A 13,658-nucleotide genomic window follows, 5' to 3' on the forward strand; every position below is an offset into this window, starting at 1 on the left:
CCCCCGCGGGCCACCTCGAACCGGCGCCTTCCCTGCTCCCCCGTTTTCCTGCTCCCCCGTGCGTTCCCCCCGCAGGACCCCCGTTCGGTCGTCCCCCGGTTCTCCCCCGTGCCTCGCTCCCGCCGACACCGTCGGCGGAAGGAGCGGATCGCGGGCCCGGTCCCGTTCCGGCGCCCCGTGTCGCCGGTACCGGAGCCGTGCCCCCTCTCCGTGCCTCCACTCTCTCGTTCTCGCAGGTCGTCTCCCATCCGCGCGCGTACTCAACTCCCTCCCTAGGTACGGGTACTCAGCCCTGCGCACGCGGCCCCAGAACGTTGTGTGGCCGGCTGGTCACGATCACCTCCGCGCCCGTACTCGGAGACGGCCGCGCGAGGGCTGCCGGCGGGGGCTGCCGGCGGGGGCTGCCGGCGGGGGCTGTCGGTGGGGGCCGATAAAGTCCCTGGCATGGCACGGATTGCGGTGATCGGCGCCGGGATGGGCGCGCTGGCGGCGGCCGCCCGGCTGGCCGTCGCGGGCCACCGGGTGGTGGTGTACGAGCGGACGGAGACCTACGGCGGAGCCCTGCGCCGCTTCGAGCGCGACGGGTTCTCCTTCGATACCGGCCCCGGCCTGCTCCCGTTGCCCGCCGTCTACCGCGACCTGTTCGTCAAGACCGGCAAGGAGCCGCTGGAGGCCTGCGTCGACCTGGTCCAGGTCGACCCGTCGTCCCGGCACGTGTTCGCGGACGGCACCCGCGTCTCGCTGCCGAACGCCTCGCGCGCGGGCGTCGTGACGGCCCTGGACGAGGCGCTCGGCTCCGGGGCCGGGAAGCGCTGGGGCGACTTCCTGGTGCGGGCCCGCGAGGCCTGGGACCGCACCCGCCGGCCCCTCCTGGAGGAGCCGCTGTGGCCGAACTGGCAGGTGCTGGCCGAGCGCGAGCCGTACCCGGCGGTGCCTCACAAGCGGCTGCTGCGCACCCGTCGGGCCGGCACGCTCGCCGAGGTCGGCGCCTGGGAGCTGCGGGACGCCCGGCTCACCGCCCTCCTGGAGAGCCACGCCCTGGCGCACGGCCTGGACCCCCGGACCACCCCGGCGAGCGCGGCCGTACTGCCGTACCTGGAGCACGCCTTCGGCACCTGGTACGTGCGCGGTGGCCTGCGCGAACTGGCCACTGCGGTGTATGAGCGGTGCCTGGCCCGGAGGGTCGAGTTCCGTTTCGGCGCCGACGTGACCGGGGTGGTGGAGAAGGACGGCCGGGCATCGGGGGTGGAACTCGCCGACGGCACGGTCGCGGAGGCGGACTTCGTGGTCGCCGGTGTCGCGCCCGGCACGCTGGACCGGCTGTCGGCACAGGCCGTGGTGCGGGGGGACGGCGAGGTGCCGCCGCAACCCGCGACGGCGAGCCGGGTCACGGTGCTGCTCGCTCTGCGCGGCGCCCGCCCCGAGGGCACGCCACACCGCACGGTGGTCCACGCGGCGGACCGCGAGGCCGAGTTGGACGCCCTCTTCGGCACGGCGGCGCACAGCCCGCGTCCTACGGTCACGGTCCTGCGGCCCGACGACCCGGGGCTGGTCCCGGACCCGGAGCACGAGGCGGTCACCCTCACGACGGTGGTGCCCGCGCGGCCCGGCGAGTCCTGTGACGCCCTCACCGAGAACATGATCACGGTCGCCGAACGCGCCATACCGGACCTGCGCGACCGCCTCCTGTGGCACGAGGTGCGCACCCCGGCCGACATCGCCGAGGAGACCGGCGCGGAGGGCGGGGCGGTGCCGGTGCCCGCCCTGGCGGCGGACGGGGGGCGGCTGCTGCACCCGTCCAACAGCACGCGCGTGCCCGGTCTGTTCACCGTCGGCGGCTGGGCGCATCCCGGTGGCGGACTGCCGCACGCGGGCATGTCGGGCGCGCTGGTGGCGGGACTGATCGTGGAGGGACCGGAGTTCCGGGGCTCCCAGTAGGCTCGCCGCCCCGGCGGCGTTCAGGCTTCAGAAACGGTACTGCTCGTCGAAGCCGTTCCCGGGCGTCTGCTGCTGCCCGTTGCCCTGGTACGGGTACGGCTGCTGCTCCGGCGGCAGCTCCTGGCCGTACTCGTCGGTCGTGCGCTGCTGCGGGACCCACACACCGCCGGGCGGGCTCTCGCCGCCGTAGGTGCCGGCGTACTGGTCCTGGCCGTAGCCCTGCTGGGCGTAGTACTGCTGGTCGCCGTAGGAGGTGTCGTACGAGGCCCCGCCGTAGGTCGGCGTGCCGATGTACGGGTCGGAGTAGGCGGCGTACTGCTGCTGGTCCGTGGCGTCGTAGCCCTGCTGCTGGCCGTAGCCCGAGTAGTCGTAGCCGTAGGACTGGTCGGTGCCCTGGGCCGTGGCGGCGTACTGGTCATGGGACGGGCCCGACTGGTACCCCGTGTCGCCGTACACGCCGTAGGAGCCGGTGTCGTCGGGCACGGGCTGCGGCTCGTAGACGGCGGTGGTCTCGGCGGACGTGGGGTGGACGGGGCGCGACGGGGTGAAGACGTCGTCGCGGTCGTAGTCGTCGTCCTGGCCGTAGGCGGGGGCGGTGGCGTCGCGGCGGTAGTCGGCGCCCTCGTCGCCGTAGCCGCCGTCGGCCGCCTCCATGCCGGAGACCTCGAGGCTCGGCTCCTGACGACCGCGCTCACCGCGGCGGCCCTTGCCACCGCCCAGCATCGGCGCGTTCATCGCCCAGCCGGACGAGAAGCCGCTGCGGAACGACAGGGTGACGTACGTCTGCCCGACCGCGAAGGCGGCCGCACCCAGTCCGATCACGATGACGGACGGGATCAGCACACCGACCACGACTCCGAGGAAACCGACGAAGGCGAGCAGTCGCCAGCGCAGCCGCGCCTTGTACTGCAACAGCACCTCGCCCAGCAGCCACAGCGCGACGATGCCGAACGCGATGTAGAGGACCGCCCAGCCCATGTACGCCCCTCTCCCAGTCGCCGCTACGCAGTGTGTCGTATACCGGTGCGAACGGTCTAGGCCTGCGGTCGGTGGTGCAGGCCCAGGTTCTCGTAGATTTCCAGCGTCGCCGTGGAGTTGTTGAGCGTGATGAAGTGCAAGCCGGGCACTCCCTCGGCGAGCAGCCGCGCGCAGAACTCCGTGGCGAATTCGATACCAATGGAGCGTACAGCGGCCGGATCGTCTTTTGCTGTGAGGATCCGCTCTTTCAGGGCGGCCGGGAACGCGGCGTTGGTGAGGGACCCGATCCGCTCCAGCGACCGCACGCTGGCGATCGGCATGACCTCGGGAATGATCGGGGTGTCGCAGCCGGCGGCCGAGACGCGGTCGCGCAGCCGGAGGTAGTCCTCCGGGTGGAAGAACATCTGCGTGATGGCGTAGTCCGCGCCCGCACGGCACTTGTCGACGAAGTGGCGGACGTCGGTGTCCCAGTCGGTGGAGCGCGGGTGCATCGCCGGGAAGGCGGCGACGCCCACGCAGAAGTCGCCGGACGCCTTGATCAGCTCGACCAGTTCGGCGGCGTAGGCCAGGCCCCGGGGATGCGGCACCCACTCGCCCATCGGGTCGCCGGGCGGGTCGCCCCGCAGGGCGAGCATGTTGCGGATCCCGGCGTCGGCGTACTGGCCGATGATGTTGCGCAGGTCGGCCACGGAGTGGTCGACCGCCGTGAGGTGCGCGATGGGCGTGAGAGTGGTGTCGGAGGCGATCGCCTCGGTCGCCTTGACCGTGCCCGCGCGGGTGGAGCCGCCCGCGCCGTAGGTCACGGAGACGAAGTCGGGCGCCACGGCCTCGACCCGGCGCAGCGCGTTCCACAGCATCCGCTCGCCCTTCGGGGTCTTCGGGGCGTAGAACTCGAACGAGTACGTCGTCTTGCCGGTCGCGAGCATGTCGCGGACGGTGCGCGCGTGGTCCGACCTGATGGATGCGGTGCCGAGGGCCATACCGGCAGGTTAGCCAGGGGCGGTCGGTCCCCCAACCGGGCAGAGTCTTTTGACCGATTTGTGCACTTGTTGTCCACGCCTTGGACAAACCGGCCTACAGACCGGCCTCCCGCTGCTCCCGCAGCCTCTTCGCGAACTCGGCCGCCGCCGCGCCCGGGTCGTCGGCCTCGGTGATCGCCCGTACGACGACGGCGCGCCGGGCTCCCGCTTCCAGGACCTGGTCGAGATTGCCGAGGTCGATGCCGCCGATGGCGAACCAGGGCCGGTCGGTGCCGAGGGCGGCGGTGTGCCGGACGAGATCCAGGCCGGGGGCGTGCCGGCCGGGCTTGGTGGGGGTGGGCCAGCACGGGCCGGTGCAGAAGTAGTCCACGCCGTCCTGGACGGCGGCCGCGGTGGCCTCGGACTCGGCGTGCGTGGAGCGGCCGATCAGGACGTCGTCGCCGAGGATCGCGCGGGCCGCGGGGACCGGGAGGTCGCCCTGGCCGAGGTGCAGTACGTCGGAGCCGGCGGCGTGGGCGACGTCCGCGCGGTCGTTGACCGCGAGCAGCTTGCCGTGCCGGGCGCAGGCGTCGGCGAAGACGGCCAGGTGCTCCAGCTCCTCGGCCGCCTCCATGCCCTTGTCCCGCAACTGCACGATGTCGACCCCGCCCGCCAGGACGGCGTCCAGGAACTCCGCGAGATCGCCCTGCCGCTTGCGAGCGTCGGTGCAGAGGTAGACCCGGGCGTCGGCGAGCTGGGCGCGGGCGGTGGTGCGGATGGTGGCGGCCATGCGTGTGGTCCCCCTGGTGTCGGTGGCGGACGGGTGCGGGGTGCGCCCGTGCCGGTGACATTACGAGGCACCGGGCGCCCGCGTCTGTGCCGGGCACAAGCCACCCCGTGACCGGGACCCCACGGGTCGCCCCACGGGTCCCGGCCCACACCGGGCGGTTGTTCGGGCCCGGCCCCGCGCGAGCGGCACCGGACCGTTGTTCGGTCGTGGTCGGGTCAGACCGCGAGCGCCTGGGCGCGGCGCTTCACCTCCGTGCCGCGGTTCTCACTCAGGGCCTGGGCCGGCGTGCCGGGCAGGCTCGGGTCGGGGGTGAAGAGCCACTCCAGCATCTCTTCGACCGTGAAGCCGTCGTCCCGCAGGAGCGTCAGGGTCCCGGCCAGGCCCTTGACGACCTTGTCCCCGTCGATGAAGGCCGCGGGGACGTGCAGCGCGCGGTTCTCACCGCGGCGTACGGCGATGAGCTGGCCCTCCTTGACCAGCTGCCGCACGCGCGTCACCTCGACGCCGAGCTGTTCGGCGATGTCGGGGAGGGTGAGCCAGGCAGGGACGAGAGCATCGATCTTTGCGTCAATCTCGGTCACGGAAACCAGCCTGCCATCCCCCACTGACAGTCGGAAGTCGGGACCGCCCACCTGGGCGGACAGGCACGCCGCGACGGCTACGCGGTCGCCGCCTTCAACGGCCTCGCCGGGTCCGCGAGCAGGGCCGGATTCATCGGCGTGCCCGACTCGATCAGGCGGCGGCCCTGCGCCAGGTCCCGGGGGCGGCCCACCGCCAGCAGCGCGACCAGCCGGTCACCGCGCAGCCAGCAGACCGTCCAGGCCGGTCCGGCCGGGTCGCCCCGCCACAGGGTCGTGTCGGCGGCCGCGTGGTGCCCGGCGTACTGCACGAACCGCCCGAACTGCTCCGACCAGAAGTACGGCACGGGGTCGTACACCGCCGGGGTCTCCCCCGAGGCCCGGCCGACGATGTTCACGGCGACCGTGCGCGGCCCCTGGAGGGCGTTGTCCCAGTGGTGCACCAGCAGGCGCTCGCCGTACCGGCCCGAGGGGAAGGAGGCGCAGTCGCCGACCGCGTACACGTCGGGCACCGACGCGCGCAGGTGCTGGTCGGCCACGATCTCGCCGTGCGTGCCCAGCTCGATCCCGGAGCCGGACAGCCAGGCCGTGGCCGGGCGGGCGCCGATGCCGACGACGACCGCGCCCGCGGGCAGCCGCGAGCCGTCATCGAGAACCACCGCACCCGGTTCCACACGCTCCACGCGCGCGTGCGTCCGCAGCACGGCACCCGCGTCGGCGTACCAGCCGGCCATCGGCGCGGCGACCTCGGCGGGCAGCGCCCCGGCGAGGGGCCGTTCGGCGGCCTCCACGACGGTCACCGCGCAGCCCGCCTCGCGCGCGGCCGTGGCGAACTCCGCGCCGATCCAGCCCGCGCCGACGACCACGATGTCGTGCCGGCGGGCCAGCACCGGCCGCAGCCGCTCGGCGTCGTCCAGGGTGCGCAGCAGGTGCACGCCCGGCACGCCCTCCGCCCCGGGCAGCCGGATGGGTTGGGCGCCGGTCGCGACGACCAGGACGTCGTAGGGCACGGGCCCGTCCTCGGTGTCCAGCTCATGGTCGCCGGGGCGCAGGCCGAGCACCTCGCAGCCGAGCCGCAGTTCGATGCCGAGGGCCTCGAAGTCGACGTCGAAGGCGGAGCCCTCGGCTTTTCCGAGCAGGACGGCCTTGGACAGCGGGGGCCGGTCGTAGGGCTGGTGGGGCTCGGCACCGATCAGGCTCACGGTGCCGGTGAAGCCCTGTTCGCGCAGGGCGACCGCGGTCTGGACCCCGGCCATGCCCGCGCCCGCCACGACCACGCGCCGCGGCGCGGACGAACCTGGTTCCTGCGTCTGCTCGCTCACCTGATCACCATAGACAACTGACATTTTGTCAGTCAGTGCTCATGTGCAGTGACCTGCTCCACACGCGGCCGGGGCGAGGACGACACCCTCCGGGGACCGGGCCATGGCGGTGGCTCCCTTACTGCGCCGTACGGCATCGGGCTAGGGTGGGTGGCCAAACGCAAGGCACTCGCGGGAGCCCGGACGCACCGGGCTGAGAGGGAGGCTGGCGGCCTCCGACCGTACGAACCTGATCCGGGTCATGCCGGCGAAGGGAGGGGCTGGACGCCCATGTCGCGTACGCGAACGTCAGACGTCCTCGTCATCGGGGGCGGGATCATCGGCCTGGTCACCGCGTGGCGGGCCGCACAGCGCGGGTTCGCCACGGCCGTGGTGGACCCGGAACCGGGCGGCGGAGCCGCGCAGGTGGCGGCCGGGATGCTGGCCGCCGTCACGGAACTGCACTACGGCGAGCAGACCCTGCTCGCCCTGAATCTGGCCTCCGCCCGGCGCTATCCGGACTTCGCGGCCGAGCTCACCGAGGAGACCGGCCACGATCTCGGCTACCGCCGGTGCGGCACGCTCGCCGTGGCCCTGGACGCCGACGACCGGGCCCATCTGCGCGACCTGCATGCCCTGCAGCAGCAGTCGGGCCTCGAGTCGCAGTGGCTGTCGGGGCGGGAGTGCCGTCGCCTGGAGCCGATGCTCGCGCCGGGCGTGCGCGGCGGGCTGCGGGTCGACGGGGACCACCAGATCGACCCGCGGCGGCTGGCCGGGGCGCTGGCCGCCGCGTGCGAGCGGGCCGGTGTGGTCTTCCACCGTGGGTGGGCCGAGCGGCTCACCGTCGTGGGCGATCGGGCCACGGGTGTCATCACGGACGACGGCACCCCGCTGGACGCCGGGCAGGTCGTGCTGGCCGGGGGCAGCCTCAGCGGGCGGCTCGCGGGCGTCCCGGAGGATGTGCTGCCGCCCGTGCGGCCGGTGAAGGGGCAGGTCGTACGGCTGACCATGCCGCAGCGGCACGGGCCGTTCCTGAGCCGGACCGTGCGCGCGGTCGTGCGCGGCAGCCACGTCTACCTGGTGCCGCGCGAGAGCGGCGAGCTGGTCGTCGGGGCGACCAGCGAGGAGCTCGGCTGGGACACCACCGTGACCGCGGGCGGCGTGTACGAGCTGCTGCGCGACGCACACGAGCTGGTCCCGGGCATCACCGAGCTGCCCCTCACCGAGACCCGGGCCGGACTGCGCCCCGGCTCCCCCGACAACGCTCCGCTGCTCGGCCCGACCGGTCTCGAAGGGCTCCTGCTGGCCACCGGGCACTACCGCAACGGCGTCCTGCTCACGCCGGTCACCGGCGACGCCCTGGCGCACGTCCTGGCGACGGGTGAACTCCCCGAAGAGGCCCGCCCCTTCACGCCGAAGCGCTTCAGCACCGCCACCGCCCTCACGGAGCAGCCCGCATGAACATCTCCGTCAACGGGGAGCCCCGGGACGTCCGGCCCGGCACGGCTCTCGACACCGTCGTGAAGTCCCTCACCGCCGCGCCGTCCGGCGTGGCCGCCGCCCTCAACGAAACCGTCGTCCCGCGCGCGCAGTGGCCGTCCACGCCCCTCGCCGAGGGGGACCGCGTGGAAGTCCTCACCGCCGTCCAAGGAGGCTGACCATGGCCGACGATCCGTTTGTCCTCGGTGGTACGTCCTTCACGTCCCGCCTGATCATGGGTACGGGCGGGGCCCCCAGCCTCGACGTGCTGGAGCGGTCGCTGGTGGCGTCCGGGACGGAGCTGACGACGGTCGCGATGCGCCGGGTGAACGCCTCGGTGCACGGCTCGGTGCTGTCCGTCCTGGACAAGCTGGGCATCCGCGTCCTGCCCAACACGGCGGGTTGCTTCACCGCCGGTGAGGCCGTCCTCACGGCCCGTCTCGCACGCGAGGCCCTCGGCACGGACCTGGTCAAGCTGGAGGTCATCGCCGACGAGCGCACGCTGCTGCCGGATCCGATCGAGCTGCTGGAGGCGGCCGAGACGCTGGTCGACGACGGGTTCACGGTGCTGCCGTACACCAACGACGATCCCGTGCTGGCGCGGAAGCTGGAGGACGTCGGCTGCGCGGCGATCATGCCGCTCGGCTCGCCGATCGGCTCGGGGCTGGGCATCCGCAATCCGCACAACTTCCAGCTGATCGTCGAGCACGCGCGTGTGCCGGTGATTCTGGACGCGGGGGCCGGTACGGCGTCGGACGCGGCGTTGGCGATGGAGCTGGGGTGCGCGGGTGTGATGCTCGCCTCGGCGGTGACGCGGGCGCAGGAGCCGGTGCTGATGGCCGACGCGATGCGGCATGCGGTGGAGGCGGGGCGGCTGGCTTATCGGGCGGGGCGTATTCCGCGGCGGCATTTCGCGGAGGCGTCCTCGCCGGCCGAGGGCATCGCCGTGCTGGATCCGGAGCGGCCCGCTTTCCGGTGAGCGGGAGAAGCAGAGTTGGGACACACGTCACAGGTCCGCTTCAGTCGCGCTCCGAAAACAGGCGGGGAGATGGAGCTGTCAGTCATGGCTCGTACACTCGCCTGCGTGGACACGACCCTTCAGGACCCCTTGGTCGGGCAGGTGCTCGACGGCCGGTATCGCATTGACGCGCGGATCGCGGTCGGCGGGATGGCCACGGTCTACCGGGCCGTGGACACCCGCCTCGACCGGGTCCTCGCGCTCAAGGTGATGCACCCCTCGCTCGCGGTGGACGGCTCGTTCGTCGAGCGGTTCATCCGCGAGGCGAAGTCGGTGGCCCGGCTGGCGCACCCGAACGTGGTGCAGGTCTTCGACCAGGGCACCGACGGCTCGTACGTCTACCTGGCCATGGAGTACGTCGCCGGCTGCACCCTGCGGGACGTGCTGCGCGAGCGCGGGGCCCTCCAGCCGCGTGCCGCCCTGGACATCCTGGAGCCGGTGCTGGCCGCGCTGGGCGCCGCGCACCGCGCCGGGTTCGTGCACCGGGACATGAAGCCGGAGAACGTCCTGATAGGGGACGACGGCCGGGTCAAGGTCGCCGACTTCGGTCTCGTACGGGCCGTCGACACGGTGACGAACACCACCGGCACCGTCCTCGGCACGGTCTCGTACCTCGCCCCCGAGCAGATAGAGAACGGCACCGCCGACCCCCGCGTCGACGTGTACGCGTGCGGCGTGATGCTGTACGAGATGCTCACCGGCGACAAGCCGCACGACGGGGACTCCCCGGCCGTGATCCTCTACAAGCATCTGCACGAGGACGTCCCGCCGCCCTCGGCCGCCGTGCCCGGTCTGGCGTACGAGCTGGACGAGATGGTGGCCTCGGCGACGGCCCGCACCCCTGACATCCGCCCGCACGACGCGGTGGCGCTGCTCGCGCAGGTCCGCGACGGGCGCGGCCGGCTGACCGTGGAGCAGCTGGACGCGGTGCCGCCGCAGGCGCTCGCGGCGGACCACGTCAACGCGGACGACCGTACGAGCGTGATCCCGCGTGCGCTGGCCACGCCGCGCCCGCTGCCCGTCAACGAGGACGAGGAGGCGGGCTCCGCGGCCGCGCTCAACCGCACCAGCCGCTTCGAGTCCCCGCCGCCCCCGCCGTCCCGGCGCCGCTCGGGGCCACGGCGCGGCCCGATGGCGATCGTCGCCGCCGTCCTGCTCGTGCTCGGACTCGGCGCCGGCATCTGGTACATCAACTCGGGCCAGTTCACCGAGGTCCCCCCGCTGCTGTCGAAGACCGAAGAGCAGGCCCGGGCCCGGCTGGACGACGCCGGGCTCGAGGTCGGCAAGGTCAGCCACGCCTACAGCGACACCGTCAAGCGCGGCACGATCATCGGCACCGACCCTGAGCCGGGCGCCCGCATCCGCCTCAACGACTCGGTGTCCTTCACCGTCTCCGACGGCCCCGAGAACGTGCGGGTGCCCGCCCTGGAGGGGCAGCGGCTGGACAAGGCGCGGTCCCTGCTGCAGGAGGACGGGCTGGAGCCGGGCATGGTCACCCGGGAGTTCAGCGAGGACGTGCCCAGGGGCTCGGTGATCTCCGCGCGGCCGGCGGACGGCACGAAGGTGCGCGCGGGCTCGGCGGTCGCACTCGTCGTCAGCAAGGGCAGCCCCATCGACATCCCTGACGTCACCGGTGACGACCTGGCCGACGCCAGGGCCGAACTGACGGACGCCGGTCTCAAGGTGAAGGTCGCCGCCGAGCGGGTCACCTCCTCCGAGTTCGACAAGGGCCAGGTGGCCAAGCAGAGCCCGAACGCCGGCGGCCGGGCGGCCGAGGGCGACACGGTGACGCTGACGGTGTCCAAGGGCCCCGAGATGATCGAGGTCCCGGACGTGGTCGGCGACAGCGTCGACGACGCCACCCGTGAGCTGAAGAGCGCCGGGTTCCAGGTCGACGAGGACCGCGGACTGCTCGGCCTGTTCGGCGACACGGTGAAGGACCAGTCCGTGAAGGGCGGGGAGACCGCGCCCAAGGGCTCGACGATCACCATCAAGATCAGGTGACGGATGCGGGCAGGGAGCCCGTGGACGGGGCAGGGCCGGACGCATGACACCCTGAACGGGTGAACAATCAGCTGTCCGGCCCCTCCCGCAACCCCGTGGGCGGCCACGTCCCCGTGGCCGGTGGGCTCCACTCCGTCGGCCTGACCTACGCCCGTGACCTGAAGGCGGAGACCGTCCAGGTCTTCGTCGCAAACCCGCGCGGCTGGGCCACACCGGCCGGCAACCCGAAGCAGGACGAGGCGTTCCGCGCCGCCTGCGAGGCCGAGTCGATCCCGGCGTACGTGCACGCCCCTTACCTGATCAACTTCGGCTCGCACACCGAGGCGACCGTGGAGCGGTCGGTGGAGTCGCTGCGGCACTCGCTGCGCCGCGGACGGGAGATCGGGGCGCTGGGCGTGGTCGTGCACACCGGCAGTGCGACCGGCGGCCGGGAGCGGTCGGTGGCGCTGAAGCAGGTCCGGGAGCATCTGCTGCCGCTGCTCGACGAGCTGACCCACGACGACGACCCGTACCTGCTGCTGGAGTCGACCGCCGGCCAGGGCGCCTCCCTGTGCTCACGGACGTGGGACTTCGGCCCGTACTTCGAGGCGCTGGACGCCCATCCGATGCTCGGCGTGTGCCTGGACACCTGCCACATCTTCGCCGCCGGGCACGACCTGACCGGCCCGTCCGGCATGCACCAGACGCTGGACCTGCTGGTGGACACGGTCGGCGAGGGCCGGCTGAAGCTGATCCACGCCAACGACTCCAAGGACGTGGTGGGCGCGCACAAGGACCGGCACGAGAACATCGGCGTCGGCCACATCGGCGAGGACCCGTTCCGGGCCCTGATGACCCACCCCGCGACCGAGGGCGTGCCGCTGATCATCGAGACGCCGGGCGGCAAGGAGGGGCACGCGGCGGACGTGGAGCGGCTGAAGAAGCTGCGCGACTGCTGACGACCTCGAAGACCTGGGAGGCAAGACCCCAGTGGCGTCAGAGCCCCAGAGGCCTCAGAGGTCGGGACCGTCCCCCGGCTCCTCCTGGTACGAGTAGCGCTGCTCCTGCCACGGATCGCCGATGTTGTGGTAGCCCCGCTCCTCCCAGAAGCCGCGCCGGTCGGCGGTCATGTACTCCACGCCGCGCACCCACTTGGGGCCCTTCCAGGCGTACAGGTGGGGCACGATCAGGCGCAGCGGGAAGCCGTGCTCGGCGGTGAGCAGTTCGCCGTCCTTGTGGGTGGCGAACAGGACGTGCTCGGAGGCGAAGTCGGCCAGCCGGAGGTTGGAGCTGAATCCGTACTCGGCCCACACCATCACATGGGTGACGTCGTCCGCGGGCGGCGCGATGTCGAGGATCGTGCGCGCGGGGACACCGCCCCACTCGGCGCCCAGCATGCTGAACTTGGTGACGCAGTGCAGATCGGCCACGACGGTGGTGTACGGCAGGGCCGTGAACTCCTCGTGGGTCCAGCAGTGCTTGCCGCCGTCCGCCGTGGCGCCGAAGACCCTGAACTCCCAGCGCTCGGGCCGGAACTTGGGGACGGGCCCGTAATGCGTGACCGGCCAGCCGCGCTGCACCCGCTGACCCGGCGGAAGCCCGGGCTGCGTCGCTCCTGCCGGATCGCGCCCTTCTCCCGATTCGTGTCCCACCGGCTGACCCATGACTCCATCCTGACAGACCCCCGGTGATGCCCCTGACCGGGGCAAGCCCAAAACGGGGCAATAAGAACTAAGCATGCCCTTACTTAGTAAGTGAAGACTTACTGGACGATCTTCGTCGCCGGTGGAATCATGCGGCGCAACCTGCCAGTTCCCCCCGCGCGGAAGGAGCCTCTGCAATGCAGGGCGACCCCGAGGTACTCGAATTCCTGAACGAGCAGTTGACCGGCGAGCTGACGGCGATCAACCAGTACTGGCTGCACTACCGGATCCAGGACAACAAGGGCTGGACCAAGCTCGCCAAGTACACGCGTGAAGAGTCCATCGACGAGATGAAACACGCGGACAAGATCACCGAACGCATCCTCATGCTGGACGGCCTGCCCAACTACCAGCGGCTCTTCCATGTCCGGGTCGGCCAGACGGTCACCGAGATGTTCCAGGCGGACCGGCAGGTCGAGGTCGAGGCGATCGACCGCCTCAAGCGCGGCATCGAGGTGATGCGCAGCAAGGGCGACATCACGTCCGCGAACCTCTTCGAGTCGATCCTCGAGGACGAGGAGCACCACATCGACTACCTGGACACACAGCTGGAGCTCATCGACAAGATCGGCGAGGCGCTGTACATCGCACAGCAGATCGAGCAGCCGAGCTAGCGGCTCTAGGCGGCGTCTTCCAGCTCCGCGAGCACCGGCTGGCCCTGGTCGGCCATCTCACGGCGAGGGCACGCACCCCTGCCCAGAATCGCCTGGATGCGGCGTACGCACGACCCGCAGTCCGTGCCGGCCTTGCAGGCGGAGGCTATCTGCCGAGGTGTGCAGGCGCCGCCGTCCGCGTGCTGCTTGACCTGCTGCTCGGTGATCCCGAAGCAACTGCAGACGTACACGCGGTCCACCTCCCGACAGGTCGTTCCAGGGCGCCGTCCCCGTTGATCGGTGAGGCTAACCTAACCTTACCCGCCGGGCCGGATGCG

At 72.2% G+C, this 13,658-nt stretch carries 14 protein-coding genes and 1 riboswitch; of the genes, 7 read left to right on the forward strand and 7 right to left on the reverse strand.

Translation table 11 applies throughout. The features are described 5' to 3' along the window. The first annotated feature begins 444 nt into the window (after nt 1–444). Nucleotides 445–1,938 (forward strand): phytoene desaturase family protein, encoded by a 1,494-nt coding sequence (locus ACH4G3_RS27735; RefSeq protein WP_397627063.1) that lies wholly within the window; start codon nt 445–447, stop codon nt 1,936–1,938. A gap of 27 nt (nt 1,939–1,965) precedes the next feature. Here ACH4G3_RS27735 and ACH4G3_RS27740 read toward each other — a convergent pair whose 3' ends face one another. The 5 genes from ACH4G3_RS27740 to ACH4G3_RS27760 all read right to left on the reverse strand — a co-directional run bounded on the left by ACH4G3_RS27740 (nt 1,966) and on the right by ACH4G3_RS27760 (nt 6,565). After that, complete coding sequence (locus tag ACH4G3_RS27740) at nt 1,966–2,916, reverse strand: SCO2102 family sporulation regulator (RefSeq protein ID WP_397627064.1); 951 nt, start codon at nt 2,914–2,916, stop codon at nt 1,966–1,968. Between the two features lie 56 nt (nt 2,917–2,972). Beyond that, entirely contained in the window at nt 2,973–3,896 is a 924-nt protein-coding gene (gene metF, locus ACH4G3_RS27745) for a methylenetetrahydrofolate reductase [NAD(P)H] (RefSeq protein WP_020274481.1), read from the reverse strand. Between the two features lie 94 nt (nt 3,897–3,990). Continuing rightward, on the reverse strand, nt 3,991–4,665 hold the full coding sequence (gene thiE / locus ACH4G3_RS27750) for a thiamine phosphate synthase (RefSeq protein ID WP_397627065.1): 675 nt from the start codon (nt 4,663–4,665) through the stop codon (nt 3,991–3,993). A 215-nt stretch (nt 4,666–4,880) separates the two neighbouring features. Continuing rightward, nucleotides 4,881–5,246 (reverse strand): Rv2175c family DNA-binding protein, encoded by a 366-nt coding sequence (locus ACH4G3_RS27755; RefSeq protein WP_059423293.1) that lies wholly within the window; start codon nt 5,244–5,246, stop codon nt 4,881–4,883. A gap of 77 nt (nt 5,247–5,323) precedes the next feature. Beyond that, nucleotides 5,324–6,565: an NAD(P)/FAD-dependent oxidoreductase gene (locus ACH4G3_RS27760; RefSeq protein WP_397627066.1), complete on the reverse strand. Its 1,242-nt coding sequence runs from the start codon at nt 6,563–6,565 to the stop codon at nt 5,324–5,326. A gap of 161 nt (nt 6,566–6,726) precedes the next feature. Then, nucleotides 6,727–6,838: riboswitch (TPP riboswitch) on the forward strand. On the opposite strand from ACH4G3_RS27760, the gene thiO reads away from it, so the two are divergent. The 5 genes from thiO to ACH4G3_RS27785 all read left to right on the forward strand — a co-directional run bounded on the left by thiO (nt 6,836) and on the right by ACH4G3_RS27785 (nt 11,983). Then, complete coding sequence (gene thiO / locus ACH4G3_RS27765) at nt 6,836–8,005, forward strand: glycine oxidase ThiO (RefSeq protein WP_397627067.1); 1,170 nt, start codon at nt 6,836–6,838, stop codon at nt 8,003–8,005. Its footprint overlaps the riboswitch before it by 3 nt. Further along, the gene (gene thiS / locus ACH4G3_RS27770) at nt 8,002–8,202 is read left to right on the forward strand and encodes a sulfur carrier protein ThiS (protein ID WP_020274486.1); all 201 of its coding nucleotides are present in this window, start codon (nt 8,002–8,004) and stop codon (nt 8,200–8,202) included. Before thiO ends, thiS begins: the two co-directional genes overlap by 4 nt. A 2-nt stretch (nt 8,203–8,204) precedes the next feature. Further along, nucleotides 8,205–9,002 (forward strand): thiazole synthase, encoded by a 798-nt coding sequence (locus ACH4G3_RS27775; protein WP_397627068.1) that lies wholly within the window; start codon nt 8,205–8,207, stop codon nt 9,000–9,002. Nucleotides 9,003–9,107: 105 nt separating this feature from the next. Then, complete coding sequence (gene pknB / locus ACH4G3_RS27780) at nt 9,108–11,045, forward strand: Stk1 family PASTA domain-containing Ser/Thr kinase (RefSeq protein ID WP_397627069.1); 1,938 nt, start codon at nt 9,108–9,110, stop codon at nt 11,043–11,045. Nucleotides 11,046–11,104: 59 nt separating this feature from the next. Further along, nucleotides 11,105–11,983: a deoxyribonuclease IV gene (locus ACH4G3_RS27785; RefSeq protein WP_397627070.1), complete on the forward strand. Its 879-nt coding sequence runs from the start codon at nt 11,105–11,107 to the stop codon at nt 11,981–11,983. Between the two features lie 54 nt (nt 11,984–12,037). On the opposite strand, the gene ACH4G3_RS27790 is transcribed toward ACH4G3_RS27785, so the two are convergent. Then, entirely contained in the window at nt 12,038–12,688 is a 651-nt protein-coding gene (locus tag ACH4G3_RS27790) for a sulfite oxidase-like oxidoreductase (protein ID WP_354748935.1), read from the reverse strand. 176 nt (nt 12,689–12,864) lie between these two features. Here ACH4G3_RS27790 and bfr point away from each other — a divergent pair, with 176 nt between their 5' ends. Then, on the forward strand, nt 12,865–13,341 hold the full coding sequence (gene bfr, locus ACH4G3_RS27795; protein ID WP_020272982.1) for a bacterioferritin: 477 nt from the start codon (nt 12,865–12,867) through the stop codon (nt 13,339–13,341). Between the two features lie 5 nt (nt 13,342–13,346). Here bfr and ACH4G3_RS27800 read toward each other — a convergent pair whose 3' ends face one another. Then, on the reverse strand, nt 13,347–13,580 hold the full coding sequence (locus ACH4G3_RS27800) for a (2Fe-2S)-binding protein (protein WP_397627071.1): 234 nt from the start codon (nt 13,578–13,580) through the stop codon (nt 13,347–13,349). Between the last annotated feature and the right edge of the window lie 78 nt (nt 13,581–13,658).

It is taken from the genome of Streptomyces afghaniensis, assembly GCF_044327915.1.
Classification (GTDB): Bacteria; Actinomycetota; Actinomycetes; order Streptomycetales; family Streptomycetaceae; genus Streptomyces; species Streptomyces afghaniensis.